Here is a 26,641-nt window from a genome sequence, read left to right on the forward strand (position 1 = left end):
CGGTCTCCAATCGCGCCTGCCGCGCCGGCGCTAGGCGCGGACCGGCTCGCCGAGCATCGGCGGCAGCGGGCAATGCAGGACCGCGCAGATCGTGCGCAGCAACTCGGCCTCGGCCACGCAGACGCGTCCGTCGTGGCCGATGGTGGCGGTGACCGACTCCACCATCGCCTGCTTGGCCAGCGGATCGAGCGCGTCCAGCGCCTCCCAGACCGGATCGAGCGCGCGCACGCCCTCGGCCGAGGGCGCGTACGGCACGTGATCGCGCGGCAGCACGCGCTGCATGCCGGCCAGATAGGCGCGCTGCGCGGCGGCGGCATCGGCATTGCCGGCCCGCGCCACCACCGCCAGCAGGGCGGCGAACTCCTGCTTCACGCCGCCGGGCTTGCGGCGCCCGAAGCGGACGTAGCGCGCGGGATCGAGCGCCTCGCGCACCTGCACCTGCAGCAGCCGGCCCAGGCAGTACTCGAACAGCGAGACCTCACCGTCGGTGTTGACCGCGGCATGCACCGTGTCCAGGAACGCGTCCAGCTCCGGGCGCGGGCGCTGGCGCAGCAGCGGAAAGGTCAGCGACGCCAGCGGCAGACGCTGCGCCGGATGCAGGCCGGCGACATGCTCGCGCCGCAGCGCGCGCGCGGCCTCGGCGGCCTCCGCGCCCATGCGCGAGGCGATCTCGCCGAACTGCTTCCCGGCGATGGCGGCGTCCTCATCGAGCAGCAGCGCCAGCAGCAGCGGCATGGCCGACGCGCGCTGCCGGGCCAGCGCATGCAGCGCGGCGGGCAGCGCGGAGACGATGGCGTCGGCCAGGCGGTAGTCGTCCGCCTGCGGCTGCGCCACCTGCGCCACCACCATCGGCGGCGTCACGTCCAGGCGCGCGTCCGCCGGCGGCAGCGGCGGCGGAATCGCGGCCTGGGCGCCGACCAGCCCCAGGCGCACGTCCTCCTCCAGGCCGTGCGGCGGCTGCGCCGTCCATCGCGCCTGCAGCGCGGCCAGATGTTCGGAACGGAAGCCGGGTTCCAGCGCCCGGATGCGCTGCAGGATCGGCGGGTGCGTGGCGAACAGTTTGCTGAAGGCGTGGCCGCCGAAGCCCACGCCGTCGCCGAACAGCATGTGGCTGACCTCCTCGGCGTTGCCGCGATCGGACAGCTTCGAGCCCTCGTGCAGCCCAGCGATCTTCTTCAGGGCGCCGGCCAGGCCGGCGGTCTGGCGGGTGAACTGCACGGCCGAGGCATCGGCCAGGCTCTCGCGCGAGCGGCTGACGCCGGCCTTGATCATGCGGCCGAAGAACAGGCCGATGTAGCCGATGGCCATCGCCGCCAGCGCCGCCAGCAGCAGCGGCCCGACGCCGCGCCCCCGTCCGCCGCTGCCATGCTGGAGCACCTTGCGGCCGATCAGGCCGAGCATCAGGATGCCGAACAGCACGCCCATCAGGCGGATGCCCAGGCGCATGTCGCCGTTGAGGATGTGGCTGAACTCGTGGGCGATCACGCCCTGCAGCTCGTCGCGGTTGAGCCGCTCCAGCGCGCCGCGGGTGACGGCGATGGCCGCGTCGGAAGGCGAATAGCCGGCGGCGAAGGCATTGATCGCCGCCTCCTCCTCCAGCACGAAGAGCTTGGGCACCGCCACGCCCGAGGCGATGGCGATTTCCTCGACCACGTTGCGCAGGCGGCGCAACTGCGGGTCGACGGTGTTCTCCGGCACCGCCACGCCGCCGAACTGCGCGGCCAGGACCGCGCCGCCGCCACGCAGCGAGGCGATGCGGTACAGCGAGCCGAAGCCGATCACCGCCAGCGTCAGCACCGTGCAGACGGCGATCACGCCGCCAGCGTGGCCGGCGCCGAGCAGCACCAGCGCCACCGCGTTGACCGCCGCGACGATGCCCAGGATCGCCAGCGCGAACAGCGCTATCAGGCGCATGGAGCTGCGCCGGGCGGCGGCCTGTTGTTCGAAGAAGTTCATGGCGGCCGGCTGGGGACGAAGCGGCGTGCGGCGGCGTTGCGGCCGCCGCTCGCGATCGCGCCTGTCAGAACTGGACCTTGGGCGCCTCGCGCACCTGCGCCTGCCGCTCGGCCGGGATCTCCAGCGCCGCCGCCGGCGCGAAGCCGAACATGCCCGCGACCACGCTGGAGGGGAAGACCTCGCGTTTGTTGTTGTAGGCCATCGTGGCGTCGTTGTAGGCCTGGCGGGCGAAGGCGACCTTGTTCTCGGTGCTGGTCAGCTCCTCGGTGAGCTGCATCATGTTCTGGTTGGCCTTCAGGTCCGGATAGGCCTCCGAGACCGCCAGCAGCCGGCCGAGCGCCCCGTTGAGCGCGCCCTGCGCGGCCGCCAGCTCGGACATGGCCGCCGGATCGCCGGGGCTGGCCTTGGCCGCCGACAGGCCGGCGACGGCGGCGCCGCGGGCGGCGATCACCGCCTCCAGCGTTTCGCGCTCGTGCTGGAGGTAGCCCTTGGCGGTCTCGACCAGGTTGGGGATCAGGTCGAAGCGTCGCTGCAGCTGCACGTCGATCTGCGCGAAGGCGTTCCTGTAGCCGTTGCGGGAGGTGATCAGGCCGTTGTAGATCCCCACCGCCCAGACGCCGAGTCCGATCACAATCACCAGCAGGATCAATGCCGTAATCATCAAACCTCCCCTTGTTCATGCAATTTTGAAATCAGGCGTTATGATCGCCTGCAGCAGAGCATATGTCAGGGGAGGCCTCCCGATGAAAGACCCCAACAGCCGGCGTCGCCGGCGGACGATGCGCCTCGGCCTGGTTGGACTGCTGCTGCCGATCACCCTCGGCACCGCCGCGCAGACCCCGCAACGACTCAACACACAGCCGGTCGCCTCCACCGCCCTCGCGCCCGCCCAGGCCGCCGCCGGCGCCGCCTATCAGCCGCCTCCCGAGTACCGCATGCCACCGGCCGCCGGTTTCGACGCGCGCGTGTTCGAGGCGATGGCGCAGGAACTGGTCGCCAACCAGCGCGTGCCAGGCATGGCGCTGGCGATCGTGCAGGGCGGACGCATCCTCACCGCGCGCGGCTACGGCATCACCGACGTGCGCAACGCCGAGCCCATCGACAGCCACACCGTCTTCCGCCTGGCCTCGCTGTCGAAGGCCTTCGCCGGCACCGTCACCGGCCTGCTGGTCAACGAGGGCGCGCTGCGCTGGGACACGCGGGTGGCCGACTACATGCCCGCGCTGCAGTTCTCCAATCCCGACGCCGCCCGCCAGCTCACCGTGGCCGAGGTGCTCAGCCACCGCGTCGGCCTCACCCACAACACCTACGACCGCGACCTGGAAGGCAACGCCGACTACAACTCGCTGGTGCAGCGCCTGGCCTATGCGCCGATGAACTGCGCGCCCGGCGAATGCTACGGCTACCAGAATATCGCCTTCAGCCTGATCGGCGACGTGGTCTTCGGCGCCAGCGGCCAGTTCTACAGCGAGGCGGTCAGTCGCCGCATCTTCAAGCCGCTGGGCATGAACGACGCCAGCTACGGCCTGGAAGGCATCGAGGCCAGCCCGCGCTGGGCCAGGCCGCACGTACGCGCCGGCGGCGGCTGGATGTCGCTCACGCCCAAGCCGAGCTACTACCGCGTCGCGCCGGCGGCCGGCGTCAATGCCAGCATCAGCGACATGGCGCAATGGCTGCTGGCCCAGGGCGGCCATCGTCCCGACGTGCTGCCCGCGCCGCTGCTGGCCACCCTGCACGCGCCGCTGGTCTCCACGCCGACCGAAATGCGCGGCGGCGCCAGCTCCTGGCGGCGTCAGCGCCTGTACGACGCCGGCTACGCCATCGGCTGGCGCGTGTACGACTACGCCGGCCATCGCCTGGTGTTCCATGCCGGCGCGGTGCAGGGATACCGCGGCATGGCGGCGCTGCTGCCCGAGCGCGACCTCGGCGTGGTGATCCTGTGGAACAGCGAGAGCAGCCTGCCTTCCGGCCTGCTGCCGACCATCCTCGACCGCGCCATCGGCCTGCCGGCGCAACGCTGGCTCGACGTCGACCCCTCGTACGAACTGCTCTATGCCAACGGCGCGCAACCGGCCGCGCCCGGCACCACCGACCTGCGCCAGGCGCCCGTCCAGGGCGGACCGGAAGCCACCTCGGCCAACGCGCAGCCGGACTGACGGCGTCGCGGCCGCGTGCCGCGCCGCCCGCCCCTTCCCGTCCCTTCCGCCCGGTCCCCTCCTCCGAGAGCGGCGCCCGGGCCTTTGCGCGGGCAATAAAAAACTCCCTCTCCGCCTGGGCTTGCGGAGAGAGAGTTCCTGATTACGACTAATCGGGTCTGGCTTACATCAGCGGGGCCGGCGCAGCGGGGATCGCTACGGACGCGGCTCGCTTGGCCTTCTTTTTGGCAGCCTTTTTCGGGGCCTTCTTCTTGGCGGCCTTCTTCTTGGCAGTCTTTTTCTTGGCGGCCTTCTTGGTGGCCTTCTTGGCGACCTTCTTCTTGGCTACCTTCTTCTTGGCAGCTTTCTTGGCGGTCTTCTTGGCAGCCTTCTTGGCGGGACGCTTCGCGGCCTTCTTGGCGGCCTTCTTCACGGTCCTCTTCTTGGCAGCCTTCTTGGTGGTCTTCTTGGCGGCCTTGCGGGTAGCCTTCTTGGCGACCTTCTTCACTGCCTTCTTGACGGCTTTCTTAGCGGCTTTCTTCGCCGGTTTCTTGGCGGCGGACTTCTTCTTTGCGGCTTTCTTGGCCATGTGATGGCTCTCCTCGTCAGTGGAACTATCGGGTACTGCAGCCCAGAGTGAAACAGCGCCACGGGTATCGGACCCGCGACCAACCGCCAACGCGCCAGGCGCGCCGGAACGGATTCCTGCCACCGCCCGCGACGGCGGGCGGCAATAAAAAACCTGCGGCGCCGGACAGCGCCGCAGGTACTGGATTGGGGTGACGTCGCGTTTTCGCAGGGGAGACGACGCCTGATTCCACCGTGATGAAATGCCGGGCAGAGGTCTGTTTTGTACTGCGCGTTTGCGTTGTAGTTTGACTCACTCGCTTCGGCGGCAACGTCTGTTGTGGCGAAACCTAATCACGGTTTTTTCCACTGTCAACACCCCCGCGTAAATTTTTTCGCGGGCGACTCGCGGCCGCCGCCCGACTCGGAAGCGTCTTCGCCGCGCCGGGATCGCGCACCGACATGCCGACGACGCGTCCGCGTCGTCGAGGCGTTTTCGCGAAACTACTTTTTTTCAGAGGTTTCCTGCGCGATGCATCGCGCGCGGCAAGGTCGCGGCGCATCCGCGCCGTCGCGTCGACGAAGCGCCGCCGGCGATGCGAACAAGGTGTATCGGACCTGTCCGTGGCCGTGCCGACGACGGCGCGTTTCCGGCACCGCAACAGCCCATTTGCGCAAAACTGCGCAAACTTCCGGCGCCTCCCGCCCCCTGCGCGAAGGGTGCGCGCACCCGTTTCGCGAAGCGCGTCGGCGTCGCGCGCGACCGGCGTCGGCGAGATCGAGCGACGGTTTCCGGTAGCGGCGATCGCGGCCGGACACGACGTCGATGCGTCCCTCGCGCGAGCTTGCGCCGCGCGTTCGGACGGCGGCGCGGCGCCGGAAACGACACCGGCCGCACATGGCGGCCGGTGTCGGGAAGCTGCCGGGCGCCAGGCCCGGTGCGCAGGACGTCAGTGCTCGTCGTCCTCGATCAGCTCGGCGTAGTCGTCCGGGTTCAACAGCTCGTTGAGCTGGTCGGGCTCGCTCGCCTCGACCACGAACAGCCAGCCCTCGCCGTAGGCGTCCTCGTTGATGGTCTCCGGCTTGTCGGCCAGCGCCGAGTTCACCGCGGTGACCGTGCCGGAGACCGGCGAGTAGACATCGGAAGCGGCCTTGACCGACTCCACGACCGCGCAGGCGGTGCCCGCCTCGACGCTGTCGCCGACGCCCGGCAGGTCGACGTAGACCAGGTCGCCCAGCAGGCCTTGCGCATGATCGGAAATGCCGATGGTGACTTTGCCATCGCCCTCCACGCGGGCCCACTCGTGGGATTTCATGAACTTCAGGTCGCCTGGGATCTCGCTCATCGGGGGCTCCGGAAACGGGGAGTCTGGGGGAAGGTGGTCGGTAGTTTAAGCGAAGGGAATCGGCGCTGTCAGACGCGGCGTGAAGCCGGTCGGCCGGCGCGGCGCCGGCGACAGCCGCGCGCTAGCCGGCCACGGCCTGCCCGTCGCGCACGAACGGAAACTTCACCACCCGCACCGGCACTTCCTTGCCGCGGATGTCCACGCGCACCTCGCCCGTCTCGCCGGCGGGGACGCGCGCGAAGGCGATCGCCTTGCCCAGGGTCGGCGAGAAGGTGCCGGACAGGATCTCGCCCTCGCCGCCGGCGGTGAGCACCTTCTGGCCATGGCGCAGCACGCCCTTCTCGTCCATCACCAGGCCGATCATCTGCCGCGGCACGCCGCCGGCCTTCTGCTTCTCCAGCGCCTCGCGCCCGGTGAAGGCGCGCGGCGTGCCGGGTTCGACCTCGTCGAGCGCGATCGTCCATGCCAGCGCCGCCTCGTAGGGCGACACGCTCTCGTCCATGTCCTGGCCGTAGAGGTTCATGCCCGCCTCCAGGCGCAGCGTATCGCGCGCGCCGAGTCCGGCCGGCTTCACGCCCGCCGCCAGCAGCGCATCCCACAAGGCGACGGCCTGCTGTTCCGGCACGATGATCTCGAACCCGTCCTCGCCGGTGTAGCCGGTGCGGGCGACGAAGACCTCGATGCCCTCGCGCGTCTTCGCTTCCCCGGCGGCGAACTTGCCGAGCTTGCCGATGCGCTCGCCGTCGGCCTCGGCGATCAGCCCGAGCGCCTTCTCGCGCGCGTTCGGCCCCTGCACCGCGATCATCGCCAGCTCGGGGCGCTCGCGCACCTCGATGCCGAAGGGCGCGGCCTGGGCGAGGATCCAGGCCAGGTCCTTCTCGCGGGTGGCGGCGTTGACCACGATGCGGAACCAGGATTCGTCGAGGTAGTAGACGATCAGGTCGTCGATCACGCCGCCCTGCGCATTCAGCATGCAGGTGTAGAGCGCCTTGCCGGGCTTCTTGAGCTTGTCCACCGAATTGGACACCAACTGGCGCAGGAACTCGCGCACCCGCTCGCCGCGCAGGTCGACCACGGTCATGTGCGAGACGTCGAACATGCCGGCGTCGCGGCGCACCTGGTGGTGCTCCTCGATCTGCGATCCGTAGTTGAGCGGCATGTCCCAGCCGCCGAAGTCGACCATGCGGGCGCCGAGGGCGCGGTGGGCATCATTGAGAACGGTCTTCTGGGACATCGGCGCGGCCTGCGGGGGAAAGACCGCCATTATTCCAGAGGCCGCGCGCGAAGGCATTGCGCCCCGCGGCCGCGGCGCGGCTACTCCATCAGCGGGATGATCCGCACGGCCGGCGCGCTGAGCGTGGCCTGCGCGTCCGCCCATTGCGGATGCCAGGGCAACTCGATGCCCGAGCCCTGGCCGTGCGCCGCGGTACGGAAGCGCTTGACCGTCCCGTCCGTCAGGCGCAGCACGATCTCCTCGGCGCGGCCCGGCGCGAACACGATGCCGAGCGCGCGCACCTTCGGCGCCAGGAAGCGCAGCGGCCCGGCCTTCTCGCGCACGCCGCGCTCCATCACCTGCGCCGCCTCGGTCAGCTGCGCATAGCGCATGCGCGTGCCCTGCGGCGGCCGCGCGCGCAGGCTGTAACCGAGCGTGGTCGTCCCCTTGGGCTGGTTGACGCGCAGCCTGGCGCCCGCATCCGCCCAGTCCTGCCGCAGCGGCAGGTGCAGGGTGCCGTCGGCGTCCACGCGCAGCGGCACGATCTCGCGGCCGACGACGGCCTCGATGCGAAAATCCGCCGGCAGCTTCCCGCCCCGCCCGCTCGGCTGCGCGTAGAAGCGCGACGGCGCGAAGACCTGCTGTTCGTCCACCTCGCGCAGCAGCAGCGCGATGCGCGCCAGGTCCTTGTACGGCACCTCGGCCGCGGGCGCCGCGAACGGCGGCGACGCCAGGCATGCCAGGAGCGCGGCGCATGCGAACCGCCGCATGCGCGCTGCCGCGCCGTTCACGCCGGCTCCACCACCAGCGTCATGCCGTCGACGGCGACGATCCTGACCATGGCGCCGCCCGGAAGATCGGCGCCGGCCACGTCCCAGTAGGCGTCGGCGATCTGCACCCTGCCCCGCCCCTGTTCGATCGCGCGCTCCAGCGGCACCACCCGGCCGATCAGCGCGGCGGCGCGCCGGTTCAACGCCGGCTGGTCGGAAGCGCGGCCGCCGCCGCGGAACCAGCGCCGGCAGACGGCGACGAAGAAGAAGCTCAGCGCGGCGAACAGCACCGCCTGCCCCAGCAGCGGCATGCCGGGGAACAGCAGCGTCACCAGGAACATCACCCCGGCGGCGAAACCCAGCCACAGCAGGAACGCGCCGGGCGCGAAGGTCTCCGCCGCGATCAGCAGCAGCGCCAGTCCCGCCCAGGCGTAGACGATCCAGGGCATGGCCTCAGCCTCCCATGCGCGTGGGCAGCGGCGGCGCGGCGGCCGGGGACCGCTGCAGGGTCTCCTTGGTCAGCTCGGCGATGCCGCCGAGCGCGCCGATGATGGAGGTCGACTCCATCGGCATCATCACGAACTTCTGGTTGGGCGCCTCGGCCAGCGCCTTGAAGGCCTCGATGTACTTCTGCGCCACGAAATAGTTGATGGCGTTGACGTTGCCGCCGGCGATGGCGTCGGAGACCAGCTGCGTCGCCTTGGCCTCGGCCTCGGCCAGGCGCTCGCGCGCCTCGGCCTCGCGGAAGGCGGCCTCGCGCTTGCCTTCGGCCTCCAGGATCGCCGCCTGCTTCTCGCCCTCGGCGCGCAGGATCTCGGCCTGGCGATGGCCCTCGGCCTCGAGGATGTTGGCGCGCTTCTCGCGCTCGGCCTTCATCTGCCGCGCCATCGAATCGACCAGGTCGCGCGGCGGCTGGATGTCCTTCAGCTCGATGCGGTTGACCTTCAGGCCCCAGGGGTGGGTCGCCGCGTCCACGGCGACCAGCACCTTGGCGTTGATCTCGTCGCGCTTGGACAGCGACTCGTCGAGATCGAGCGAGCCGATCGCCGTGCGGATGTTGGTCATCACCAGGTTGAGGACGGCCACCTCCAGCTGCGCCACCTCGTAGGCGGCCTTGGCGGCGTCCAGCACCTGGAAATAGACCACGCCGTCGACCTTGACCACGGCGTTGTCCTTGGTGATCACGTCCTGGCTGGGCACGTCCATCACCTGTTCCATCATGTTGATCTTGCGCCCGACGCTCTGGTAGACCGGGATCAGCACGTGCAGCCCCGGGTCGAGCGTGTGGGTGTACTTGCCGAAGCGCTCCACCGTCCATTCGTAGCCTTGCGGCACCATGCGCAGCATCTTCGCCAGGAAGATCACCGCGGCGAACACCACGACGACGGCAAGCAGGAATCCAGCGGACATCGCGTCTCTCCCCTCTCCTTGAATGCCGCCAGTATAGGCGCGGGCGGACGCCCGGACCGTGCCGCGGCCGGACGCGGCGCCGGCGGCGGGCGCGGCGGCGGATGCCAGGGCGGGCGGCGGCCCGGCGCTCAGCGTCCCCCTGCCGGCTCCACCCACTTGGCGAACACCCGGTCGATGTCGCCGTCGGAGACCGGCTTGCCGGCCTGGAGGTCTTCGGCCTGGCCGAACAGCGGGATGATCATCGCCATGCCGTCGATCTTGGTCTTCAGGCGCAGGCCCGGCGGCTTCGACAGCAACCCGTCCCAGCGCGCGCGCACCTTCGCCCAGTAGTCGCGGGTGGCCTCCCAATAGGCGTAGGCCGGCTTGAAGTCGACGTCCTTGGTCTTCTGGTAGTCGTTGAAGCCGAACTCGCGGGCCAGCTCGATCTGCCTGCCGTCCGCCTCGCGCCGCACCTTGGTGTTGAACTGCTCGTGGGTCCAGCCGGCGGGCGTGATGGTGTGCCGGTTGACGGCCGAGATCGCGTTGTAGTCGCTGCGCTTGGTGTATTCGCGGCGCGGCAGCGGCCGCCAGCTCGGATCGCCGGTCCAGGTGGGGATGCCGTTGTCGTAGGTCCAGCGGCCGGTGCCGCAGTAGCGCGGCGCGTCGCTCACCTCGAACACGCACTGCGTCCAGGCGCCGCGGGTCTGCTCGGCCGGCAGCGCACGCACGGTCCAGGTCTGGTCGGCGCTGAACTCGAAGCGGTTCGGCGCCTCGTACACCCAATCCTGGCGCCAGTGCTTGGTGACGTGGCCGCTCTTCTCGTCCACCAGGATGTGCTGCAGCACCACCCTGGCCGGGGTGTCCTCCACCACGATCACCGTCTCGTTGCCGCCGCTGCGCATCGCCGGATGGCGCTCGTAGCCGGGCTGCAGCAGCACGGTCTCGTCGAAGGCGAAGTCGACGATGTACTCGCCCTGCATGGCCAGGATCGAAGCGTGGTCGCGCGTGCGGTCGGCGGCGGGGTGCGCCGCGCCGGCGGATGCGGGGCCTTGCGCGGCCGCGATGCCGGTTGCGAGTGCCGAGAGGGTCAGCACGGCTGCCATTTGCGGTTTCATGCGGTTTCTCTTCTTGGGACTGGACGGAGGTGTTCTGGGGAGACGTTCGCCGGGCGCGCTTACCATTCCAGCGCCAGGCTCATCGAGACGTTGCGGCCGGGCGAGGTGAAGCGGTCCACCACATTGGAACCGGGCGTCACCAGCGGCATGTCGCCGGCGTCGAAGTAGCGGCGGTCGGCCAGGTTGAACACGCCGACGTTGAAACGGGCGCCAGGCGTGAAGTCCCAGTGGGCCAGCAGGTCGAGCACGGCGTATCCCGGGGTCTGGCGGTAGTGCGCCGGCGCGCCGCTCTGCACGGGCGGCAGGCGGTCCTTGCGGCCGACGAAGCGGCCGGCCAGCTCCGCCCCCCAGTCCGCATGGTCGTAGGCCACGCCCAGCGTCGCGGTCAGCGGATCGACGCTGGCCAGGTGGGTCGTGACCGTCCGGTCCTCGATCACCCCGGGCGCCACCTCGACCGCCTCGGCGCCGCGGCCCTTGCCGCGCGACCAGGCGACGGCGCCGCGCAGCGACCATCCGCTCCAGGCATCCGACAGCGCGGCCAGATCCACGGAGGACTTCAGTTCGACGCCGTAGATGCGCACGTCGTCGATGTTCTGCGACTGGAAGACCTGCAGGCCTTCGGCGTTGAAGCCGATGAAGCGGGTCGAGTCGATGAAGTCGCGATAGGTGTTGTAGTAGGTCGACAGGCTGGCCGAGAGCGCCGGGCCGACGAAGCGCAGGCCGGCCTCGTAGCCGTTGCTGGTCTCCGGCTTGAGGTCGGGATTGGGGATCGCCGTGTAGCCGAACATCCGGTTGGTGAAGCCGATGTTGACGTCGTTGTAGGGCGGCGAGCGGAAGCCGCGCGAGTAGCCGCCGAACAGCGACCATTGCCCGGCGAAATGCCAGACCGCGCCCAGCTTCGGCGACACGCTGGTCTTGCGCAGGTCCGCGATCTCCAGGCCGGGGTTGTCCTCGCGGAAGATCGCGTCCGCTCGCGGCTTCAGCTCGTAGCGGTCCACGCGCACGGCCGGGATCAGGCGCAGGCGGTCGTCGGCCAGCGCGATCTCGTCCTGCACGTACAGCGCCGCGTTGGTGGTCCTGCTGATCGGGAAATCGCGCACCGGGAACACGTCCGGCAGCATCGCGTTGCTCACCGCGCCGCTGTCGAGGTTGTAGACCAGGCCGTCGCGCTTCTGCCGGGTCTCGGCGCGGGAGACGTCCAGGCCGTAGCTGAGCGTGTGGCGCGCGCCGCCGGTCTCGAACTCCTTGTGGAAATTGGCCTGCACGCCGTACAGGCGCTGGTCGAAGTTGAACTGGCGCTCGCGCCGCTCGTTGACGCCGCGCGACGTGCGGCGCACCTCCATCGTGTCCTGGGTGGTCTCGCTGTCCTGGCGGTAGACCTGCCAGTCCAGGCTGTCGGCGAACCAGGCGCCGACCTCGTCCATCTCGTGCGCCAACGATACGCGGGCGCGCGTCTGGTGATCGTCGCCGGTCACCAGGCGGTTGGTCGCGCCGGTGGATGCCTGCCGGCCGCGCATGCTGAGCAGATCGGTGTCGGCGCTGTCCTCGTTGCCTTCCACGGTCAGCTTGAAGCGCTGCGTCGCGCTCGGTTCGTACACCAGCTTGGTCAGCAGGCTGCGGCCGTCGCGGTCCTGCGGGTCGGTCCGGGTGCGCGCGGCGCCTTCGCCGCCGACGCGCCCCATGTTCTCGGTCTCCTTGCCCTGGCGATGGTCGACCGCGACCATCGCCGACCAGCGCTCGCTAAGGCGCGCCGCCGCGGTGGCGCCGGCGAACAGTCCGCTCCAGCTGCTTTCGTAGCCGAACTTCAGGCCGAAGTAGCTGTCCTTGCCCTCGCCCAGGTAGTCGGACGGATCCTTGGTGACGAAGGAGACCACGCCGCCCAGGGCGTCCGAGCCGTACAGCGAGCTGGTCGGCCCGCGCACCACTTCCACGCGCTTGAGCGTGTCGAGGTCGACGAAGTTGCGGTTGGCGTTGGAGAAGCTGCCGATGGAGAACGCGTCCGAGACCGGGATGCCATCGGTCTGGATGCGCACGCGGTTGCCGCCCAGGCCACGGACGCGGATGTCGCCGAGGCCGAAGCGGCCGAAGCTGGAGGTGACGCTGATGCCCGGCTCGTAGCGGAACAGGTCCTTCAGGTCGCGCGTGAGGGTCTCGTCCATGCGCGCGCGGTCGATGACGTCGACCGTGTTGGGCACGTCGGCGATGACGCGTTCGGTGCGCGTGGCGCTGACCACGACGCGGGTCAGCTCGGCGGTCTGTCCGGGCTCGGGGGCCTCCTCGGCCAGGGCGATGGAGGGCAATGCCAGGCACAGGGCCAGGGAAAGAGGATGCAGGCGCATGGATGGAAAGCTCACGTGGAGGAAACGGGGCGAGCTAGCATCCGGACGAGCCGGCGACGTGGCAGCCTGGAAAGGGCGGATGGGGAAAGCGGACCGGCAACAGGGCGGTGAGCCATCGCGGCGTTCGGCTCCCCGCCTGAACGCCGACGCCGGCGCGGCGCCGGGCCGGGTATCACGAAGCAGGCGCCACGCCGTTGCGCGCGGCGCCGGGGAATGCGCGGCGCCGGCGGAAGGCCGAGCGCGCGCCTCGCTGCATTACTTAGTCAGGATGAGCTTGTCGTTGCGCGTGTGGCGCAGGCGGTAGTACTCGTTGCCGTGGCGGATGCGCAGTTCGCGCTGGCCCTGCAGCAGGCGGGTGCTGTCGATCTCGATCGCCTCCTGAGGCGCGGGCTGGCGCTCGGCGGCGCGCGGCTCCTGCGCTGCGATGGGGGTGAGGTGCAGTTGCGGGCGGGCGGCGAGCATCGTCATGGCTCCGTCGATGGGAGTCATGATGCTAATGATTCTCATTTAAAAGTCAACCGAGATGCCCGTTCAGCGCATCGCGGCCTCGATCCGGCCCCACCCTGCCGCGTCGACCCGCGCCCCGACCGTCAGCGCCTCCAGGTTCTGCTGCAGTTGCTCCATGCGGCTGGCGCCCAGGATCACGCTGGACACGTGGGGGTTGCGCAGGCACCAGGCGATGGCCAGCGGCGCCGGCGCCACGCCCAGCTCCGCGGCCAGCGCCGTGAACGCGCGCGCCCGCTCCAGCCGCCGCGACGCCGCGTCGCCGAGGATCACGCCCTGCAGCTCGCGGTAGTGCGGATTGGCCAGCCGCGAGTCCGCCGGCACGCCCGCGTTGTACTTGCCGGTGAGCAGGCCGGAGGCGAGCGGCGACCAGACCGTGGTGCCGAGGCCGAAGGTCTCGTAGAACGGCGCGTACTCGACCTCCACCGGCTCGCGGTGCAGCAGGTTGTACTGCGGCTGCTCCATCGTCGGCGGCTGCAGGTGGTGTTCGCGCGCCACGGCATAGGCCTCGCGCAGCTGCGCCGCCGACCAGCCGGAGGTACCCCAGTACAGCACCTTGCCCTGCCGGATCAGCGTATCCATCGCCGCCACGCTTTCGGCAATCGGCACCTCGGGATCGGGGCAGTGGCAATAGAACAGATCGAGGTAGTCCACGCGCAGGCGCTTGAGCGCGGCGTGGCAGGCATCGTGCAGATGCTTGCGCGAGAGGCCGCGCTGCAGCGGCCGCGGCGCTTCCACCGCGCCGTTGAAGGCCTTGCTCGAGACCGCGTAGCCGTCGCGCGGCAGGCGCAGGTCGGCGAGCACGTCGCCCATCAGCCGCTCGGCGGCGCCGAAGGCGTAGTTCTCGGCGTGGTCGAAGGAGTTGATGCCGTGGTCCCAGGCGGCGGCGACCAGGTTGCGCGCGTCGCCGCGGGCGACGCCGTCGCCGAACGTCGCCCAGGTCCCGAACGACAGCGCCGAGAGCTGCAGACCCGACGAACCCAGACGACGGTATTCCATGTTGACTCCGTAAGCCGATAGGACGGTCGCGCTTCGCCGCCGCGCACGGGAGGGAGCGGACGGCGCGCCGATCCGGGCCGACCCTCTTCGAGCCCGGCGCATTCGCCCAGCGAATGCTAACCAATGAAGCACAGGGTAAGTTTAGCGTTTTGCGATGCATGGCTTGTAGAATGCGCGTCCTCCTCTCGGGGAGTAGCCCACTCGCGCATCGCGCGGGGCCGCGCGTCAACATGCTTGGCTGCGATTCGACGGATCGCCTGGCCATGGCGCGCGAGATGCCACTGCCGCGCTTCGGGCGCGGCGGTGGCGATCGGGCAAGACCGAAGGCAGACCGCGCGCGCTCCCGGACCGGGCCGTGCGCCGTCGGCCTTCGCCTGCGCGAGCGCCCGGTCCGATTTCGAGCTCCGATGGATGCGCTGACCGTCTCCACCTTCTCCGTCGCCCTCGCCGAGATCGGCGACAAGACGCAGCTGCTCGCGCTGCTGCTCGCCGCGCGCTACCGTCGGCCGTGGCCGATCGTGGCCGGCATCCTGGTCTCGACAATGCTCAACCACGCGCTCGCCGGGTCGCTGGGCGCGATGCTGACGCAATGGTTCTCGCCCGGCGCGATGCGCTGGTTCGTCGCCGGCAGCTTCATCGCCGTGGCGCTGTGGACGCTGAAGCCCGACAAACTCGACGAGGGCGCGTCCGCGCTGCCCCCGCACGGCGCCTTCGTCGCCACCACGATCGCCTTCTTCCTGGCCGAGATCGGCGACAAGACCCAGGTGGCGACCGTGCTGCTGGCCGCGAAATACTCGCCGCTGTGGCAGGTGGTGGTCGGCACCACGCTCGGCATGCTGCTGGCCAACGTGCCGGTGGTGGTGCTGGGCAGCCGTTTCGCCGACCGCCTGCCGCTGAAGGCGGCGCGCATCGTCGCCGCGCTGCTGTTCCTGGCACTGGGGGTATGGGTGCTCGTGAACGGATAGCGGACGCCCGGGCGGCGTCCGCCGCACGGAAGCGATCGGCGCGCCGCCCGCCTCGCCGCGCCTCCCGCCCCGATTCCGGCGCCGCTGCGCGGGGCGGCCGGGCGGATTTGTTGCCCCGGCTGGCGCCGTGCTCTAGGCTGCGCCGACTCTAGAGAAGGCGGGGAGCGGGATGGAGGCTTTGGGGCGGATCGGATTCGGATTGTTCGGGCTGGCGGTGCTGATCGGCATCGTCTGGCTGTTCTCGAACGACAAGCGCGCGGTGAACTGGAAGCTGGTGCTCACCGGCATCGCCCTGCAGATCGGCTTCGCCGCGCTGGTGCTGCTGGTCCCCGGCGGGCGCGACGTGTTCGATTCGCTCGGCCAGGGCTTCGTGAAGGTGCTGAGCTTCGTCAACGAGGGCTCCAACTTCATCTTCGGCCCGCTGATGGACGTGCCGGTGCTCGGCAAGACGCTGGCGGACACCGCCGGCGACACCTCGCCCGGGGCGGTGGGCAAGTACGGCTTCATCTTCGCCTTCCAGGTGCTGCCGACGATCATCTTCTTCTCGGCGCTGATGGGCGTGCTCTACCACCTCGGCGCGATGCAACTGGTGGTGCGGGCGATGGCCTGGGCGATCACCAAGGTGATGAAGGTCTCCGGCGCGGAAACCACCAGCGTCTGCGCCAGCGTGTTCATCGGCCAGACCGAGGCACCGCTGACCGTGCGCCCCTACATCCCGAAGATGACCGAATCGGAGCTGATCACGATGATGATCGGCGGCATGGCCCACATCGCCGGCGGCGTGCTCGCCGCCTACGTTGGCATGCTCGGCGGCGGCGATCCGGCGGCACAGGCCTTCTATGCCAAGCATCTGCTGGCCGCCTCGATCATGGCGGCGCCGGCGACCCTGGTCGTGGCGAAGGTCCTGATTCCGGAAACCGGCGAGCCGCTCACCCGCGGCACCGTGAAGATGGAAGTGGAGAAGACCACCAGCAACGTGATCGACGCCGCCGCCGCCGGCGCCGGCGACGGCCTGCGCCTGGCGCTGAACATCGGCGCGATGCTGCTCGCCTTCATCGCGCTGATCGCGCTGATCAACTGGCCGCTGACCTGGCTGGGCGAGATCACCGGCCTGGCCGGCGCGCTCGGCAAGCCCACCAACCTGGCCACCCTGCTCGGCTACGCCCTGGCGCCGATCGCGTGGGTGATCGGCACGCCCTGGGCCGACGCGACCACGGTCGGCTCGCTGATCGGCCAGAAGGTGGTGATCAACGAGTTCGTCGCCTACACGGAGCTGGCCAAGATCGTCAACGGCCAGGTCCCCGGCATCGCGCTGAGCAAGGAAGGCGGCCTGATCGCCACCTACGCGCTGTGCGGCTTCGCCAACTTCAGCTCGATCGCCATCCAGATCGGCGGCATCGGCGGCCTGGCGCCCGAGCGCCGCCACGACCTCGCCCGCTTCGGCCTGCGCGCGGTGCTCGGCGGCTCGGTGGCCACCTTCATGACCGCCACCATCGCCGGCGTGCTCACCTACCTGGGTTCCTGATCGTGTCGCGCGTCGTCGTCGTGGGATCGTTCAACGTCGACCATGTCTGGGCCTGCGCGTCGCTGCCGCGCGCCGGCGAGACCCTGGGCGGCCGCTACGCCACCGGCCCCGGCGGCAAGGGCTTCAACCAGGCCACCGCCAGCGCCCGCGCGGGTGCGGCGACCAGCTTCGTCTGCGCGCTCGGCGCCGACGCGGGCGGCCAGCTGGCCCGCACGCTCGCCGCCGGCGACGACATCGACCTGCGCGCGCTGGAGAGCGGCGAGCCCACCGGCACCGCCGGCATCTACGTCGACGCCGACGGGCGCAACTGCATCGTCATCGGCCCCGGCGCAAACGCGCAGCTGACCGCCGACCACGTCGCCGCGCAAGGCGACGCGCTGGCGGGCGCCGCCGTGCTGCTGACCCAGCTCGAATCCCCGCACGAGGCGATCCTCGCCGCGCTGCAGGCCGCGCGCGCGCAGAGCGTGCTCACCCTGTTCAATCCGGCGCCGGCCAATGCCGCGATCTCGCGCGAGCTGCTGGCGCTGAGCGACGTGCTGACGCCCAACGAGAGCGAGTTCGCCGGCCTGATCGCGCGCCACGTCGGCGAGCGCATCGACGGGGACGGCATCGCCGCCCTCGACCAGGCGCGCCTGCATGCGCTGTGCCGCGAACTGCTCGGCGACGGCACGGTGGTGGTGACGCTCGGCGCCAGTGGCTGCTTCGTCTCGCACGCCGAGGGCAACCTGCGCGGCGACGAGCGCGCCTTCTACCGGCTGCCGGCCGAACAGGTGCGGGCCGTGGACACCACCGGCGCCGGCGATGCCTTCAACGGCGCCCTCGCCGCCGCGCTGGCGCGCGCGCCGGCGGCGCCGTTCGCCCAGCACCTGCGCTACGCCTCGCGCTATGCAGCGCTGTCGACCGAACACGAAGGCGCCGCCGCGGCGATGCCCATCGACGCCGACGTGCGACAGCGCTTCGGCTGAGCCGCTGCCGCCTGACGCCCGCCGGGCCGGGCTCCCGTCTTCGCATCGCGTAGCCGCGCGCCGGCGTAGGGTGGTGCGCGTCCGGGCAGCGCCGACGTCCGCCCGGACGACCGCTTCCCCTCCCCGCCTTCGGGTACGCCCCTCGGGAGAAACGCCGTGCATCCGCATTCCCCCTTCCATGCACCGCTGCGCAGGCACGCGGCCGCGCTGGGCCTGTCGATCCTGGTCGGCCTGATCGCCTTCTTCGCCAGCGGCCAGGCGCACGGCCTGCGTCCGGCGCCGTACGGCCTGGCCGTCGCCGCCGACACCTCGACCGGGGCGCCCTGCGCCGGGCCTCGCCTGCCTATTCTTTAACGGTTCCCGCGCTATTCTGCCGCCCGCGTATTCCCACCCTTTCACCGCTAGGAGCAGGATCGATGGCAGGCAAGTTCGTGGTCAGCAAGCGCGGCAACGGCGAGTTCCAGTTCGTGCTCAAGGCCGGCAACGGCCAGGTGATCCTCACCAGCGAGGGCTACTCCGCCAAGGCCTCGTGCAGCAACGGCGTGGAATCGGTACGCAAGAACAGCCAGGACGACAAGCGTTTCGAGCGCAAGACCGCCGGCAACGGCAAGCTGTTCTTCAATCTCACCGCCAGCAACGGCCAGGTGATCGGCAGCAGCCAAATGTACGCCGACGAGGGCGGCCGCGACGGCGGCATCGCCTCGGTGAAGGACAACGCGCCCGGCGCCACCGTCGACGACCAGAGCGCCTGAGTCCGGGCGCCTCGCGCATCATCCACGATCGCGGCGAACAAGGCCCGGGCAACCGGGCCTTGTCGCGCGGCGCGTCAATCCGGCAAGGGAATCGAGGCCTGGGCGAAGCTGTAGCGCCAGCCGCCCGCCGTGCACAGGTACAGGTCGCTGAACCACAGCCGGTCGTCGAACGGCTTGCCCGCCTCGGTGCCCTTGGCATGCAGCAGCGCGGTCACCACCGCCGTTTCGCCGATGAAGCGCACCACATGCGAGGCGTCGTCCTGGCGCTGGTAGACGACCTCGTCCCCGCGCGCTTCCGCCAGCAGGTCGGCCTTGCCGTACACCCTGCCCTTGCCGGTGACCAGGATGAAATCCTCCGGCAGCAAGCGCTCGATGGCGCCGGCGTCGCGGCGCTCCACCGCCGCCTGGTATTCGCGGTCGAGCGCGACGATCGCCGCGGCGTCCTTCGGGCACGCGGCCGACGCCGGCCAGGGGATCGATCCGATCGCGCACAGCGCGGCGATGGTTCTCGCGAGCTGATACATCCGTAGTCTCCGTTGCTCTGTTCACCGTCAGCATCGCCGCACGCGATCCCGCGCGCTGGCCGTTTTCGGACGGCATTTCCGGGCGCGGCTCCTGCGCGCCGGGAACGGCCTAGAATGGGTCGCCGCCCGCCCCGGGCGGCATACCCCGCCCCTTCCGGTGAATTCCTCATGGACAGACGCTCGTTCTTTGCCGCAGCGCCCGCGGTCGTGGCCGCCGGCGCCCTTCCCGCCAGCAGCCTGGCCGCCACGGCCGCCTTGAACGGCAAGCTGATCAATATCGTCGACGACGCGGGCGCGGATCCCACAGGCGCGACCGACAGCACCGCTAAGATTCAGGCGGCCATCGATTCGGTGGGCGGCGCCGGCGTGGTCATCGCGCCGCCCGGCACCTATACGTGCAGCTCGACGCTGACGATCAGCAACTCGAACGTCGCCATCGTCGGGCATTCGCGCGGCTCGGTCTTCTTCAAGTTTCCGGAAGGCGTTTCGGGCTTCATGGTGGCACCCGGCACCAACAACGTGGAAATCCGCCACCTGCAGATCGTCAGCGTCGGCGCGAAGAAGACGGCGAACACGGCCGGCGTGTATGCCGTGGCGCCCGCGCTCAATGGCGGCATCGGCTACCTGAACCTGACCGACCTGGACATCAACGGCTTCGACAAGGGCGTGGACATCCGCTACGCGCAGCTGAGCAGCGTCGACGGCTGCCACCTGTGGGCCAACAACATCGGCTACTACAGCAAGCGCTGCGTCAACATGCGGCTGTCCTCGACCATTTCCGAGCGCAACAACCTCTGGGCGGCGTTCGTGGACGGCGACGCCAACTACGTGAACTTCAGCGCGGGCACCCTGATCAAGGACTGCACCCTGGTCAGCTGCGGCGGCTCCCTCACCGTCGAGACGGGGACGCTGCAGGTGGCGCACAACGAATACACCTCCGTGATCGGATGCATGATCGACGTTCCCAGGCCAAACACCCAATGGCATGTGCTTTTCACCGACTGCTCGCGCGGCTGCATCACGGGGAACTGGGTGGGTGCGGCGAAGTCGCCGCGAGGCGGGATCTCGCTGGTCAACAGCCACGAGTTTTCGATCTCGGGGAACAACGTGCTGACCTCGGAAAATTCCGGCTACGGGATCGGCATCGAGAACGGCCGCTACAATTCCATCGTTTCCAACATCATGAAGCAGAACGACGGCATCGACATCATCGTTTTCGGGACATCCAGCCGCGGCAACACCATCGGCAACAATGTCTGCCTCTCCACCGTCAACGCCAATTCCATTGGCGAGACCGCCGCCTTCAAGACCATCGCCACAGGGAACTCGGTCGTGAAAGGCGTCCTCCTGAACACGACCGGCGGCAGCATCGCGGCGAACAACCTCGTCGTCACCTGACCCCCATCGCCGCCCACGTCATCCCATGCGAATCGGCCCGCACACCATCGCCCCCAGGGTGATCCTCGCCCCCATGGCGGGCGTCACCGACAAGCCGTTCCGGCTGCTGTGCAAGCGGCTGGGCGCGGGCCTGGCCGTGTCCGAGATGACCACCAGCGACCCGCGCTTCTGGGGCACGGAGAAATCGCTGCGGCGCATGGACCACGTCGACGAGCCCGATCCGGTCAGCGTGCAGATCGCCGGCACCGAGCCTCGGATCATGGCCGAGGCGGCGCGCCACAACGTCGATCACGGCGCGCAGATCATCGACATCAACATGGGATGCCCGGCGAAGAAGGTCTGCAACGCCTGGGCCGGCTCGGCGCTGATGCGCGACGAGGCGCTGGTGGCGCGCATCGTGCAGGCGGTGGTGCAGGCGGTGGACGTGCCGGTGACGCTGAAGATCCGCACCGGCTGGGATGCCGCGCACCGCAACGCACCGGCCATCGCCCGCATCGCCGAGGACGCCGGCATCCAGGCGCTGGCGGTGCACGGCCGCACCCGCGACCAGCAGTACGCCGGCCAGGCCGAGTACGACACCATCGCCGCGATCAAGACGGCGCTGCGCATTCCGGTGATCGCCAACGGCGACATCGACTCGCCCGAGCGCGCCGCCTTCGTGCTGCGCCATACCGGGGCCGACGCGGTGATGGTCGGCCGCGCCGCGCAGGGCCGGCCCTGGATCCTGCGCGAGATCGCGCATTACCTGGACACGGGCGAACTGCTGCCGGCGCCCTCGCTGGGGGAAGTGCGCGACACCCTGCTCGGCCACCTGCGCGCGCTGCACGCCTTCTACGGCGAGATCGCCGGCGTGCGCATCGCGCGCAAGCACCTGGGCTGGTACGCCAAGGACCGCCCGGAGAACGCGGCCTTCCGCGGCATCGTCAATCGCGCCGAGACCGCGCAGGCACAACTCGCGCTGACCCGCGAGTACTTCGATGCGCTGGCCGCGGGCGACTCGCCGTCCTTCCGCGCCGCCGCCTGAATCATTCCTGCGCGGAAGGCGCCGCTTCGTTGCGGACCGGTTCCGTCCAGATCCGCCGCCACATCGCCGACAGCTGCCGGCGCGCCTGCCAAGGCCATTGCAATTGCTCCGGCGCGATCTCCCGCCAGCCCGCGCCGTCGCGCTCGGCCACGGCGAAGCGGAACGAATAGTCCGGCTCGCTGCCCATGCGCAGATCGCTGAGCACCAGGCGGCCGTCGCGGACCTCGGCCTTCTGGTAGCCGTGGTTGAACCAGCCCAGGCGCCGCACCGCCGCGAAATCGCGCACCTGCTCCAGCGCGCGCATGTCCGAGCCGTAGGCGCGGAAACGCATCCGGCCGCGGTCGGCGACCAGCGAGCGCTCGCCTTCCACGAAGCCGTCCGGCGTCATCGCCACCACGCGCCAGAGCAGCGTGTTGAACGGCATCGGCACGGAAAAGCGCGGCGCATCGCCGAGCCCCATCCGGGCGAGCGAGCGCCCCGCCTCGCGTTCGGCCATGCCCTTGGCCGCCAGCGACCAGCCGACGTAGGCCACGCCCAGCGCGATCCCGGCGAGCAGCGCGCGCTGCGCCAGCCAACGCTCGCGCGCGAACCAGGCCACGCCGCAGGCCGCCAGCCATGGCAGGGTGAACAGCGGGTCGATGATGAACAGGCTCGACCACATCAGCGGCCGCATCGGCAGCGGCCAGAACAGCTGGGTGCCGTAGACGGTGAACGCATCGATCAGCGGGTGCGCCATCAGGCACAGCAGGATCGCCCAGAACCAGCGCGCCGGCGCCTGCGCCACGCGGCCGCCGCGGCGGCGGAAGAACGCCCAGATCGCCCAGGCCACGACGGGCAGCACGAACCAGGAATGGGTCAAGCCGCGATGGCAGGTCATCTGCGCGACCGGATCGGCGAACAGCCGCAGCGGGATCACGTCCAGGTCCGGCAGCGTGTTGAGCGCGGCGCCGGCCAGCAGCGCCGCCCGCCGGTGCCCGCGCGGCGCGATCGCGGCGGCGATGGCGCCGCCGTAGAACAGGTGGGTGACCGAATCCATGCCGTGCCCGTGCGGTCGCCGGGCGCGACCGTTGCGCTATTGAAAGCGAAAGGCGGGCCCCGAGCCAATGGGGTCGGCCCATCGCCGCCCGGAACGAAAGGCGTCCCGACCGGGACGCCTTTCCGCCCAAAGTCCGGGCTGCGGGATCAGAACCCTTCGAAAAGCAGGGTATGCACGTTGCTGGACGTCGTGGCCGCCGTGCCGACGTTGTTGTCGGAGATGAAATACCCCACCACGTCCGCCGCGATCACGCCGAGCCACTTCCAGAACCGGCCCTTCGACGTGCTTCCGCTGCCGCCGAGAGCGCCGTGCTTGGCCGCGTATTCGGACCAGTAGCGCGTGGAATGCCTGGCCACGCTCAGGCCGCCCAGGATGAGGGCGCCGTTCTTCGACTTGGGATCCAGCCGCTCGATGGCCTCCTTCTCCAGTTCCGCGAACTGCGCCGCGGCCTCGTCCATGTCCTCGGCGTTCTCGACGATCCGGTCGATGCGCTCGATGAAGGAGAACTCGTAGGCGCTGAACCGCTCGCGCTGCGCGGCGATGTTCTCCGCGACCGACCGCGTCGGATCCACCGAATCGACGAGGGGCTGCTGGGTTTCGATGAACTGCTGCAGCGGCATTCCGGGATCGTAGCCGCACTTCTCGACCAGGGAGGACAGCGCATTGTCCGGCGAGGCGCCCAGGTCCTTCAGGCAGCCGAGGTACATGTTGTGCTGGATGCCGGCCTGGTCCACCGGGTTCTCGGCGGCCAGCGCGGGGGCGCCACAGACGCCGCCGGCGAGCAGCGCGGCCGTTGCAACGAGGAGCTTTTTCTTCATGAGTGTTCTCTTGCGATGGGTGGTTGAGATGGCTCCCCCGGCAGGGTCCCGAAGGGCGCCACGGTCCGCATCGGCGGTGCTCGGTGCGGCGGTTTCAGGCTAGGCAGGCGCGGCGCGGACCACGAGGGCGAAGCCGGGTCGCGGCGGGAGCGAGCCGGGCCCGATGCGCGGCAAACGGGCGCGCGATCCGCGATCGCGCGGCCGCGCTTCGGGCTGGAGGACGCGATGCCGCCATCGGGAAAACAATGCGTTACGCGGATTTATTCCCGGTCTATACCCGCGCCGGGGCTGGAGCCCGCGCCATCGTCTCTTCTACGCTGCGCTTTCCGCCCACACGCTCCCGAGGCTCCAATGCTTGCCTGCCGTCCTCTTGCCTTCGCCACCGTCCTGATCTCCGCCCTCCTGCTGCCGTCCCTGGCCGCGCAGGCGCACGAGACGTTGCCGCCGGACTGGTGCATGCAGGAAGGCCAGCAGCCGGAGATCGTCGTCAAGTTCGACTTCGACGGCCCGCAGCTGCGCGAAGTGATGGACAAGTGCGGGATCGTCGACAGCACGGACCATTGGCATGCCGCCTCGGAGGCGATGTCGGCCTATTGCGGCATCGTGGCGCCGTCGAAGTCGGCGATGCCGGTCATCTTTGGTCCAAGCACCTATCTGTCCGAGGACCACCACGCCAGCTACCGCATCGAGCAGGGCCTGAAGGGAGCATGCGTGGTCTGCCCGCCGCGGCCCGGGCGCTGACGGCCGCGGCCGCGCGCCGCGCCGGTGCGGTCAAACGAACGCGTCCCGACGGGTGTAGGCCAGCACGGCGTCGATGCGCGTCTGCAGGGCGGCGCGGGTGTCCGCCGACAGCCCCTCGCATTGCGCCAGCACGAAATAGGCCGAACGCAGCACATCCCGCCAACGCGGGTTGCGCGGCAGCTTGGAGACGGCCAGATAGCGCTCCATCGCGCGCGCGCGCAGCCGGCCGTCGTCGATGTTCACCCGCCAGATGCGGCTGCGCTCGGCAAGCTCCAGCCGGCCGGTGCCGGTCGCGCCTTCCCAGGCGTCGATGACGGCCAGCATCAACTCGACCAGGACGCGGCGGAAGGCATCGCGCACGGAAGGGGCGGCGCCGTCCTGCGCCCGGTCCTCGCCCGGCGCCGCTTGCTGCGCCTGGGCGTCGGCGCGTTCGCGCAGCGCGAGGACGACCAGGCCGTCGCCTCCGGCCCAGGGTTCGAGGCTGGCGAGCAGCGTCCGGCCCTGCCGCGTGGCGAATTCCAGGCGCTGCGCGGCGCTGTCCTCCATCCGCTCCAGGGCCGCGAGCAGCGCGGGCCGGTCCGCCTCGGCCACGAAGGCCGACACCGCCTGGCCCACCGGCGGCGATGCCGGCGCGGCCCCGAGGCGAAGGCCGCCGGCACGGTTCGCGGCCAGCACCTGTCCTTCCGCATCCAGCAGGCAGACCGCGTCCTCGCGGCTGTCGAGCAGCGTCTGCAGCAGGCTGCGGTCTTCCGCCAGCGCATCGGCCTCCCGGCGGTAGCGGGCGAGTTCCTCCTCGTGGCGGATGCGCCGCGCCTCTTCCCGCAGGCGCTCGCGCTGCCGGCGCCGTTGCAGCAGCAGCCAGAAGCCGAGCGCCGCCGCGACGCCGGACACCAGCGCCAGCCACAGCAGCAGCGTGCGTTGGCGGAGCTGGGCGCCGCGCAGGCGGTTCTCGCTTTCCAGCACCGCGATGGTGCGCTGCTGCTCCGCGGCCTCGAACCGGATCCGCAGCCAGTCCAGCTGGCGGTCGTGCTGCGCGCGCATCAGCTTGGCCGCCTCCGCGTTGACGCGGCGCAGCGTGGCGTTGGCGGCCACGACGTCGCCCATGCTTTCCTGCACGGTCGCCAGCTCCTCCAGCAGCGGCACCCGCGCCGGGTCGCCCTCGGCGGCCGCATCCAGCGCCTCGCGCAGGCGTGCCGCGGCGGATGCGGTATTGCCCTCGAACCGCGCCGTGCGTGCGATCTGCAGTTGCAGCGCCGCCGGCAGCGGCAGCTTCCAGGTCTCGGCCAGGGCCAGTGCGCCGGCGCTCCAGCGCCGCGCCTGGGGCACGTCGCCCAGAGCCAGCGCCGCGCGGATCAGGCCGTCGTGCACCCGCAGCTCGTACACCCGGTTGCCCTGGTTGCGGTAGACGGCCAACGCCTCCTGCAGCCAGGCCGACGCCTGGCGCGTGTCGCCGCCGTCGAGGGCCACTTCCGCCCTGGTTTCCTGCACGTGCGCCGCTTCCGCGGGATCGCCCTTGGCCCGATAGAAGGCCAGCGCATCGCGGTAGTAGCGCATGGCGGTCTCGGATTCGCGCAGCTCGCGGTACACGTCGGCGATGTTGTTCAGCACGGCGCCGGAGATTTCGCCCTGGGCGCGCTGGATTTCCAGGCTGGCGGTCAGGCTGCGCAGGGCGCCGCGAAAATCGCCCAGGCGGCGCAGCGCCGCGCCGACGTTCTTCAGATCGCGCGCCTCGGCCGTGCGATCGCCGAGCGTCCTGGACTGCGCGACCGCGCATTCGAAGCGCTCGAGCGCCTGCGGGATGCGTTCGCGGCGGAAGTCGAGAATGCCGCGCCGGCGTGTGAGCTCGTAGCGGGAACGCGCATCGCCCTCGTCGCCGATGACGGCGTCGGCGCAGTCGAGCGCCTGCTCGGCCGCCTCGAAGCGGCCGGCATCCAGGCGCTGCTCGGCTTGCGCGAACAACGCCTTCACCTCCTCATCGCCGACGGCCCCGGCAGGCGGAAGCCCCGCGCGCCGGACGCAGAGCCTGGGCTCGGGAAGCGCGCGATCGGCTTTGGCATCCCCGCAGCCGTGCACGCCTTCGCGCGCGACCGATGTCCCGTGCGCGGCCAACAGGAGCAGCGCGCACAGCAGGACGCATCCTTTCGACTGCCCCACCGCTCCGGTTCGGCCCGTCCGGGCGGCCCAAGCGGATGAAGCAGAAGGACCTGGCCGGACCGGACGCTTCCCGTTGCGCGCGAACCGCGTCGACGGACCGGGGACCTGCTTTCCTTGCTTCACTTCCCCGCAGCTCCTGATCGATCGAAACGCGGCCCGGCTTCCACTGAGGCGGCCTCGCTTGCGTATGCGCAATACCGTTCAACTCGATGGGCGGGCACGCGCCATCGCGGTGCCGCCATGGGCAGAGGCGCCGGCACGGACGCCGATTGCAGTAGACCCGATCCGACACGGGGCGATCAAGCCGGGCACGCGGATGCAGCCGCGCCGCCGCTCGATTCCGGCGAAAGCCGCACAATCGGGTCGCCGCCGTGAACCGCGTTCCCGCTTCGCGAAGCCGGGCAGC

25 protein-coding genes are annotated in these 26,641 nt (G+C 70.4%); 9 read left to right on the top strand and 16 right to left on the bottom strand.

Features of this window, described 5'->3' with window-relative positions:
• Nucleotides 1–30: 30 nt before the first annotated feature.
• Both MD221_RS09930 and MD221_RS09935 read right to left on the bottom strand, forming a co-directional pair.
• Nucleotides 31–1,956 (bottom strand): M48 family metallopeptidase, encoded by a 1,926-nt coding sequence (locus MD221_RS09930; protein ID WP_242111454.1) that lies wholly within the window; start codon nt 1,954–1,956, stop codon nt 31–33.
• Nucleotides 1,957–2,020: 64 nt separating this feature from the next.
• Nucleotides 2,021–2,614: a LemA family protein gene (locus MD221_RS09935; protein WP_242111644.1), complete on the bottom strand. Its 594-nt coding sequence runs from the start codon at nt 2,612–2,614 to the stop codon at nt 2,021–2,023.
• An 85-nt stretch (nt 2,615–2,699) separates the two neighbouring features.
• Between MD221_RS09935 and MD221_RS09940 the strand changes: the two genes are divergently transcribed.
• Complete coding sequence (locus MD221_RS09940) at nt 2,700–4,112, top strand: serine hydrolase domain-containing protein (RefSeq protein WP_486624459.1); 1,413 nt, start codon at nt 2,700–2,702, stop codon at nt 4,110–4,112.
• A 163-nt stretch (nt 4,113–4,275) separates the two neighbouring features.
• Here the strand turns inward: MD221_RS09940 and MD221_RS09945 are convergent, their stop codons facing one another.
• The 10 genes from MD221_RS09945 to MD221_RS09990 form a co-directional block, all read right to left on the bottom strand.
• A complete protein-coding gene (locus tag MD221_RS09945; RefSeq protein WP_242111456.1) occupies nt 4,276–4,680 on the bottom strand; it encodes a hypothetical protein in 405 nt (134 codons plus the stop codon).
• Nucleotides 4,681–5,608: 928 nt separating this feature from the next.
• Complete coding sequence (gcvH, locus tag MD221_RS09950; protein ID WP_242111458.1) at nt 5,609–6,004, bottom strand: glycine cleavage system protein GcvH; 396 nt, start codon at nt 6,002–6,004, stop codon at nt 5,609–5,611.
• A 121-nt stretch (nt 6,005–6,125) separates the two neighbouring features.
• Nucleotides 6,126–7,238: a glycine cleavage system aminomethyltransferase GcvT gene (gene gcvT / locus MD221_RS09955; protein WP_242111462.1), complete on the bottom strand. Its 1,113-nt coding sequence runs from the start codon at nt 7,236–7,238 to the stop codon at nt 6,126–6,128.
• 80 nt (nt 7,239–7,318) lie between these two features.
• Nucleotides 7,319–7,987, bottom strand: a complete 669-nt coding sequence (locus MD221_RS09960; protein WP_242111464.1) for a hypothetical protein — start codon at nt 7,985–7,987, stop codon at nt 7,319–7,321.
• Nucleotides 7,988–8,004: 17 nt separating this feature from the next.
• Nucleotides 8,005–8,436 carry an NfeD family protein gene (locus tag MD221_RS09965; protein ID WP_242111466.1) on the bottom strand — a complete coding sequence of 144 codons (432 nt, stop codon included), beginning with the start codon at nt 8,434–8,436 and terminating at the stop codon, nt 8,005–8,007.
• A gap of 4 nt (nt 8,437–8,440) precedes the next feature.
• Nucleotides 8,441–9,397: an SPFH domain-containing protein gene (locus MD221_RS09970; protein WP_242111471.1), complete on the bottom strand. Its 957-nt coding sequence runs from the start codon at nt 9,395–9,397 to the stop codon at nt 8,441–8,443.
• Nucleotides 9,398–9,525: 128 nt separating this feature from the next.
• Nucleotides 9,526–10,491, bottom strand: a complete 966-nt coding sequence (locus MD221_RS09975) for a DUF6607 family protein (protein WP_242111473.1) — start codon at nt 10,489–10,491, stop codon at nt 9,526–9,528.
• Nucleotides 10,492–10,550: 59 nt separating this feature from the next.
• Nucleotides 10,551–12,830 (bottom strand): TonB-dependent hemoglobin/transferrin/lactoferrin family receptor, encoded by a 2,280-nt coding sequence (locus MD221_RS09980; RefSeq protein ID WP_242111477.1) that lies wholly within the window; start codon nt 12,828–12,830, stop codon nt 10,551–10,553.
• Between the two features lie 255 nt (nt 12,831–13,085).
• The gene (hemP, locus tag MD221_RS17635; protein ID WP_425602249.1) at nt 13,086–13,298 is read right to left on the bottom strand and encodes a hemin uptake protein HemP; all 213 of its coding nucleotides are present in this window, start codon (nt 13,296–13,298) and stop codon (nt 13,086–13,088) included.
• A 63-nt stretch (nt 13,299–13,361) separates the two neighbouring features.
• Entirely contained in the window at nt 13,362–14,333 is a 972-nt protein-coding gene (locus MD221_RS09990; RefSeq protein ID WP_242111486.1) for an aldo/keto reductase, read from the bottom strand.
• A gap of 407 nt (nt 14,334–14,740) precedes the next feature.
• Between MD221_RS09990 and MD221_RS09995 the strand changes: the two genes are divergently transcribed.
• The 5 genes from MD221_RS09995 to MD221_RS10015 all read left to right on the top strand — a co-directional run bounded on the left by MD221_RS09995 (nt 14,741) and on the right by MD221_RS10015 (nt 18,540).
• Complete coding sequence (locus MD221_RS09995; RefSeq protein WP_242111487.1) at nt 14,741–15,298, top strand: TMEM165/GDT1 family protein; 558 nt, start codon at nt 14,741–14,743, stop codon at nt 15,296–15,298.
• A gap of 169 nt (nt 15,299–15,467) precedes the next feature.
• Entirely contained in the window at nt 15,468–16,823 is a 1,356-nt protein-coding gene (locus MD221_RS10000) for a NupC/NupG family nucleoside CNT transporter (protein WP_242111488.1), read from the top strand.
• Nucleotides 16,823–17,788, top strand: coding sequence for a ribokinase (locus MD221_RS10005; RefSeq protein WP_242111646.1), 966 nt, complete (start codon nt 16,823–16,825; stop codon nt 17,786–17,788). Before MD221_RS10000 ends, MD221_RS10005 begins: the two co-directional genes overlap by 1 nt.
• A 156-nt stretch (nt 17,789–17,944) precedes the next feature.
• Complete coding sequence (locus tag MD221_RS10010; RefSeq protein ID WP_242111490.1) at nt 17,945–18,142, top strand: hypothetical protein; 198 nt, start codon at nt 17,945–17,947, stop codon at nt 18,140–18,142.
• A gap of 62 nt (nt 18,143–18,204) precedes the next feature.
• The gene (locus MD221_RS10015; RefSeq protein ID WP_242111492.1) at nt 18,205–18,540 is read left to right on the top strand and encodes a YegP family protein; all 336 of its coding nucleotides are present in this window, start codon (nt 18,205–18,207) and stop codon (nt 18,538–18,540) included.
• 74 nt (nt 18,541–18,614) lie between these two features.
• Here the strand turns inward: MD221_RS10015 and MD221_RS10020 are convergent, their stop codons facing one another.
• The gene (locus tag MD221_RS10020) at nt 18,615–19,064 is read right to left on the bottom strand and encodes a nuclear transport factor 2 family protein (protein ID WP_242111494.1); all 450 of its coding nucleotides are present in this window, start codon (nt 19,062–19,064) and stop codon (nt 18,615–18,617) included.
• Nucleotides 19,065–19,178: 114 nt separating this feature from the next.
• On the opposite strand from MD221_RS10020, the gene MD221_RS10025 reads away from it, so the two are divergent.
• Nucleotides 19,179–20,462 (top strand): glycosyl hydrolase family 28-related protein, encoded by a 1,284-nt coding sequence (locus tag MD221_RS10025; protein ID WP_242111496.1) that lies wholly within the window; start codon nt 19,179–19,181, stop codon nt 20,460–20,462.
• 25 nt (nt 20,463–20,487) lie between these two features.
• Nucleotides 20,488–21,486, top strand: coding sequence for a tRNA dihydrouridine synthase DusB (dusB, locus tag MD221_RS10030; protein WP_242111498.1), 999 nt, complete (start codon nt 20,488–20,490; stop codon nt 21,484–21,486).
• Nucleotide 21,487: 1 nt separating this feature from the next.
• Here the strand turns inward: dusB and MD221_RS10035 are convergent, their stop codons facing one another.
• Both MD221_RS10035 and MD221_RS10040 read right to left on the bottom strand, forming a co-directional pair.
• Nucleotides 21,488–22,522, bottom strand: a complete 1,035-nt coding sequence (locus MD221_RS10035; protein WP_242111501.1) for a metal-dependent hydrolase — start codon at nt 22,520–22,522, stop codon at nt 21,488–21,490.
• A 146-nt stretch (nt 22,523–22,668) separates the two neighbouring features.
• On the bottom strand, nt 22,669–23,340 hold the full coding sequence (locus tag MD221_RS10040) for a hypothetical protein (protein WP_242111503.1): 672 nt from the start codon (nt 23,338–23,340) through the stop codon (nt 22,669–22,671).
• A gap of 351 nt (nt 23,341–23,691) precedes the next feature.
• On the opposite strand from MD221_RS10040, the gene MD221_RS10045 reads away from it, so the two are divergent.
• Nucleotides 23,692–24,081, top strand: coding sequence for a hypothetical protein (locus tag MD221_RS10045; protein ID WP_242111505.1), 390 nt, complete (start codon nt 23,692–23,694; stop codon nt 24,079–24,081).
• 30 nt (nt 24,082–24,111) lie between these two features.
• On the opposite strand, the gene MD221_RS10050 is transcribed toward MD221_RS10045, so the two are convergent.
• Nucleotides 24,112–26,040 (bottom strand): tetratricopeptide repeat protein, encoded by a 1,929-nt coding sequence (locus tag MD221_RS10050; RefSeq protein WP_242111507.1) that lies wholly within the window; start codon nt 26,038–26,040, stop codon nt 24,112–24,114.
• Between the last annotated feature and the right edge of the window lie 601 nt (nt 26,041–26,641).

Source organism: Luteimonas aquatica (assembly GCF_022662575.1).
Classification (GTDB): Bacteria; Pseudomonadota; Gammaproteobacteria; order Xanthomonadales; family Xanthomonadaceae; genus Luteimonas; species Luteimonas aquatica.

Excerpts from the sequence above, each read along its gene's own strand:
- gcvT (WP_242111462.1), bottom strand. The coding sequence starts at position 7,238 with ATGTCCCAGAAGACCGTTCTCAATGATGCCCACCGCGCCCTCGGCGCC.
- MD221_RS09975 (WP_242111473.1), bottom strand. The coding sequence starts at position 10,491 with ATGAAACCGCAAATGGCAGCCGTGCTGACCCTCTCGGCACTCGCAACC.
- MD221_RS09940 (WP_486624459.1), top strand. The coding sequence starts at position 2,700 with ATGAAAGACCCCAACAGCCGGCGTCGCCGGCGGACGATGCGCCTCGGC.
- MD221_RS09980 (WP_242111477.1), bottom strand. The coding sequence starts at position 12,830 with ATGCGCCTGCATCCTCTTTCCCTGGCCCTGTGCCTGGCATTGCCCTCC.
- MD221_RS09960 (WP_242111464.1), bottom strand. The coding sequence starts at position 7,987 with ATGCGGCGGTTCGCATGCGCCGCGCTCCTGGCATGCCTGGCGTCGCCG.
- MD221_RS09990 (WP_242111486.1), bottom strand. The coding sequence starts at position 14,333 with ATGGAATACCGTCGTCTGGGTTCGTCGGGTCTGCAGCTCTCGGCGCTG.
- MD221_RS09945 (WP_242111456.1), bottom strand. The coding sequence starts at position 4,680 with ATGGCCAAGAAAGCCGCAAAGAAGAAGTCCGCCGCCAAGAAACCGGCG.
- dusB (WP_242111498.1), top strand. The coding sequence starts at position 20,488 with ATGCGAATCGGCCCGCACACCATCGCCCCCAGGGTGATCCTCGCCCCC.
- MD221_RS10025 (WP_242111496.1), top strand. The coding sequence starts at position 19,179 with ATGGGTCGCCGCCCGCCCCGGGCGGCATACCCCGCCCCTTCCGGTGAA.
- MD221_RS10015 (WP_242111492.1), top strand. The coding sequence starts at position 18,205 with ATGGCAGGCAAGTTCGTGGTCAGCAAGCGCGGCAACGGCGAGTTCCAG.
- MD221_RS09930 (WP_242111454.1), bottom strand. The coding sequence starts at position 1,956 with ATGAACTTCTTCGAACAACAGGCCGCCGCCCGGCGCAGCTCCATGCGC.
- MD221_RS10040 (WP_242111503.1), bottom strand. The coding sequence starts at position 23,340 with ATGAAGAAAAAGCTCCTCGTTGCAACGGCCGCGCTGCTCGCCGGCGGC.
- MD221_RS09995 (WP_242111487.1), top strand. The coding sequence starts at position 14,741 with ATGGATGCGCTGACCGTCTCCACCTTCTCCGTCGCCCTCGCCGAGATC.
- MD221_RS10045 (WP_242111505.1), top strand. The coding sequence starts at position 23,692 with ATGCTTGCCTGCCGTCCTCTTGCCTTCGCCACCGTCCTGATCTCCGCC.
- MD221_RS09970 (WP_242111471.1), bottom strand. The coding sequence starts at position 9,397 with ATGTCCGCTGGATTCCTGCTTGCCGTCGTCGTGGTGTTCGCCGCGGTG.
- MD221_RS10020 (WP_242111494.1), bottom strand. The coding sequence starts at position 19,064 with ATGTATCAGCTCGCGAGAACCATCGCCGCGCTGTGCGCGATCGGATCG.
- MD221_RS09965 (WP_242111466.1), bottom strand. The coding sequence starts at position 8,436 with ATGCCCTGGATCGTCTACGCCTGGGCGGGACTGGCGCTGCTGCTGATC.
- MD221_RS10000 (WP_242111488.1), top strand. The coding sequence starts at position 15,468 with ATGGAGGCTTTGGGGCGGATCGGATTCGGATTGTTCGGGCTGGCGGTG.
- MD221_RS10035 (WP_242111501.1), bottom strand. The coding sequence starts at position 22,522 with ATGGATTCGGTCACCCACCTGTTCTACGGCGGCGCCATCGCCGCCGCG.
- hemP (WP_425602249.1), bottom strand. The coding sequence starts at position 13,298 with ATGACGATGCTCGCCGCCCGCCCGCAACTGCACCTCACCCCCATCGCA.
- gcvH (WP_242111458.1), bottom strand. The coding sequence starts at position 6,004 with ATGAGCGAGATCCCAGGCGACCTGAAGTTCATGAAATCCCACGAGTGG.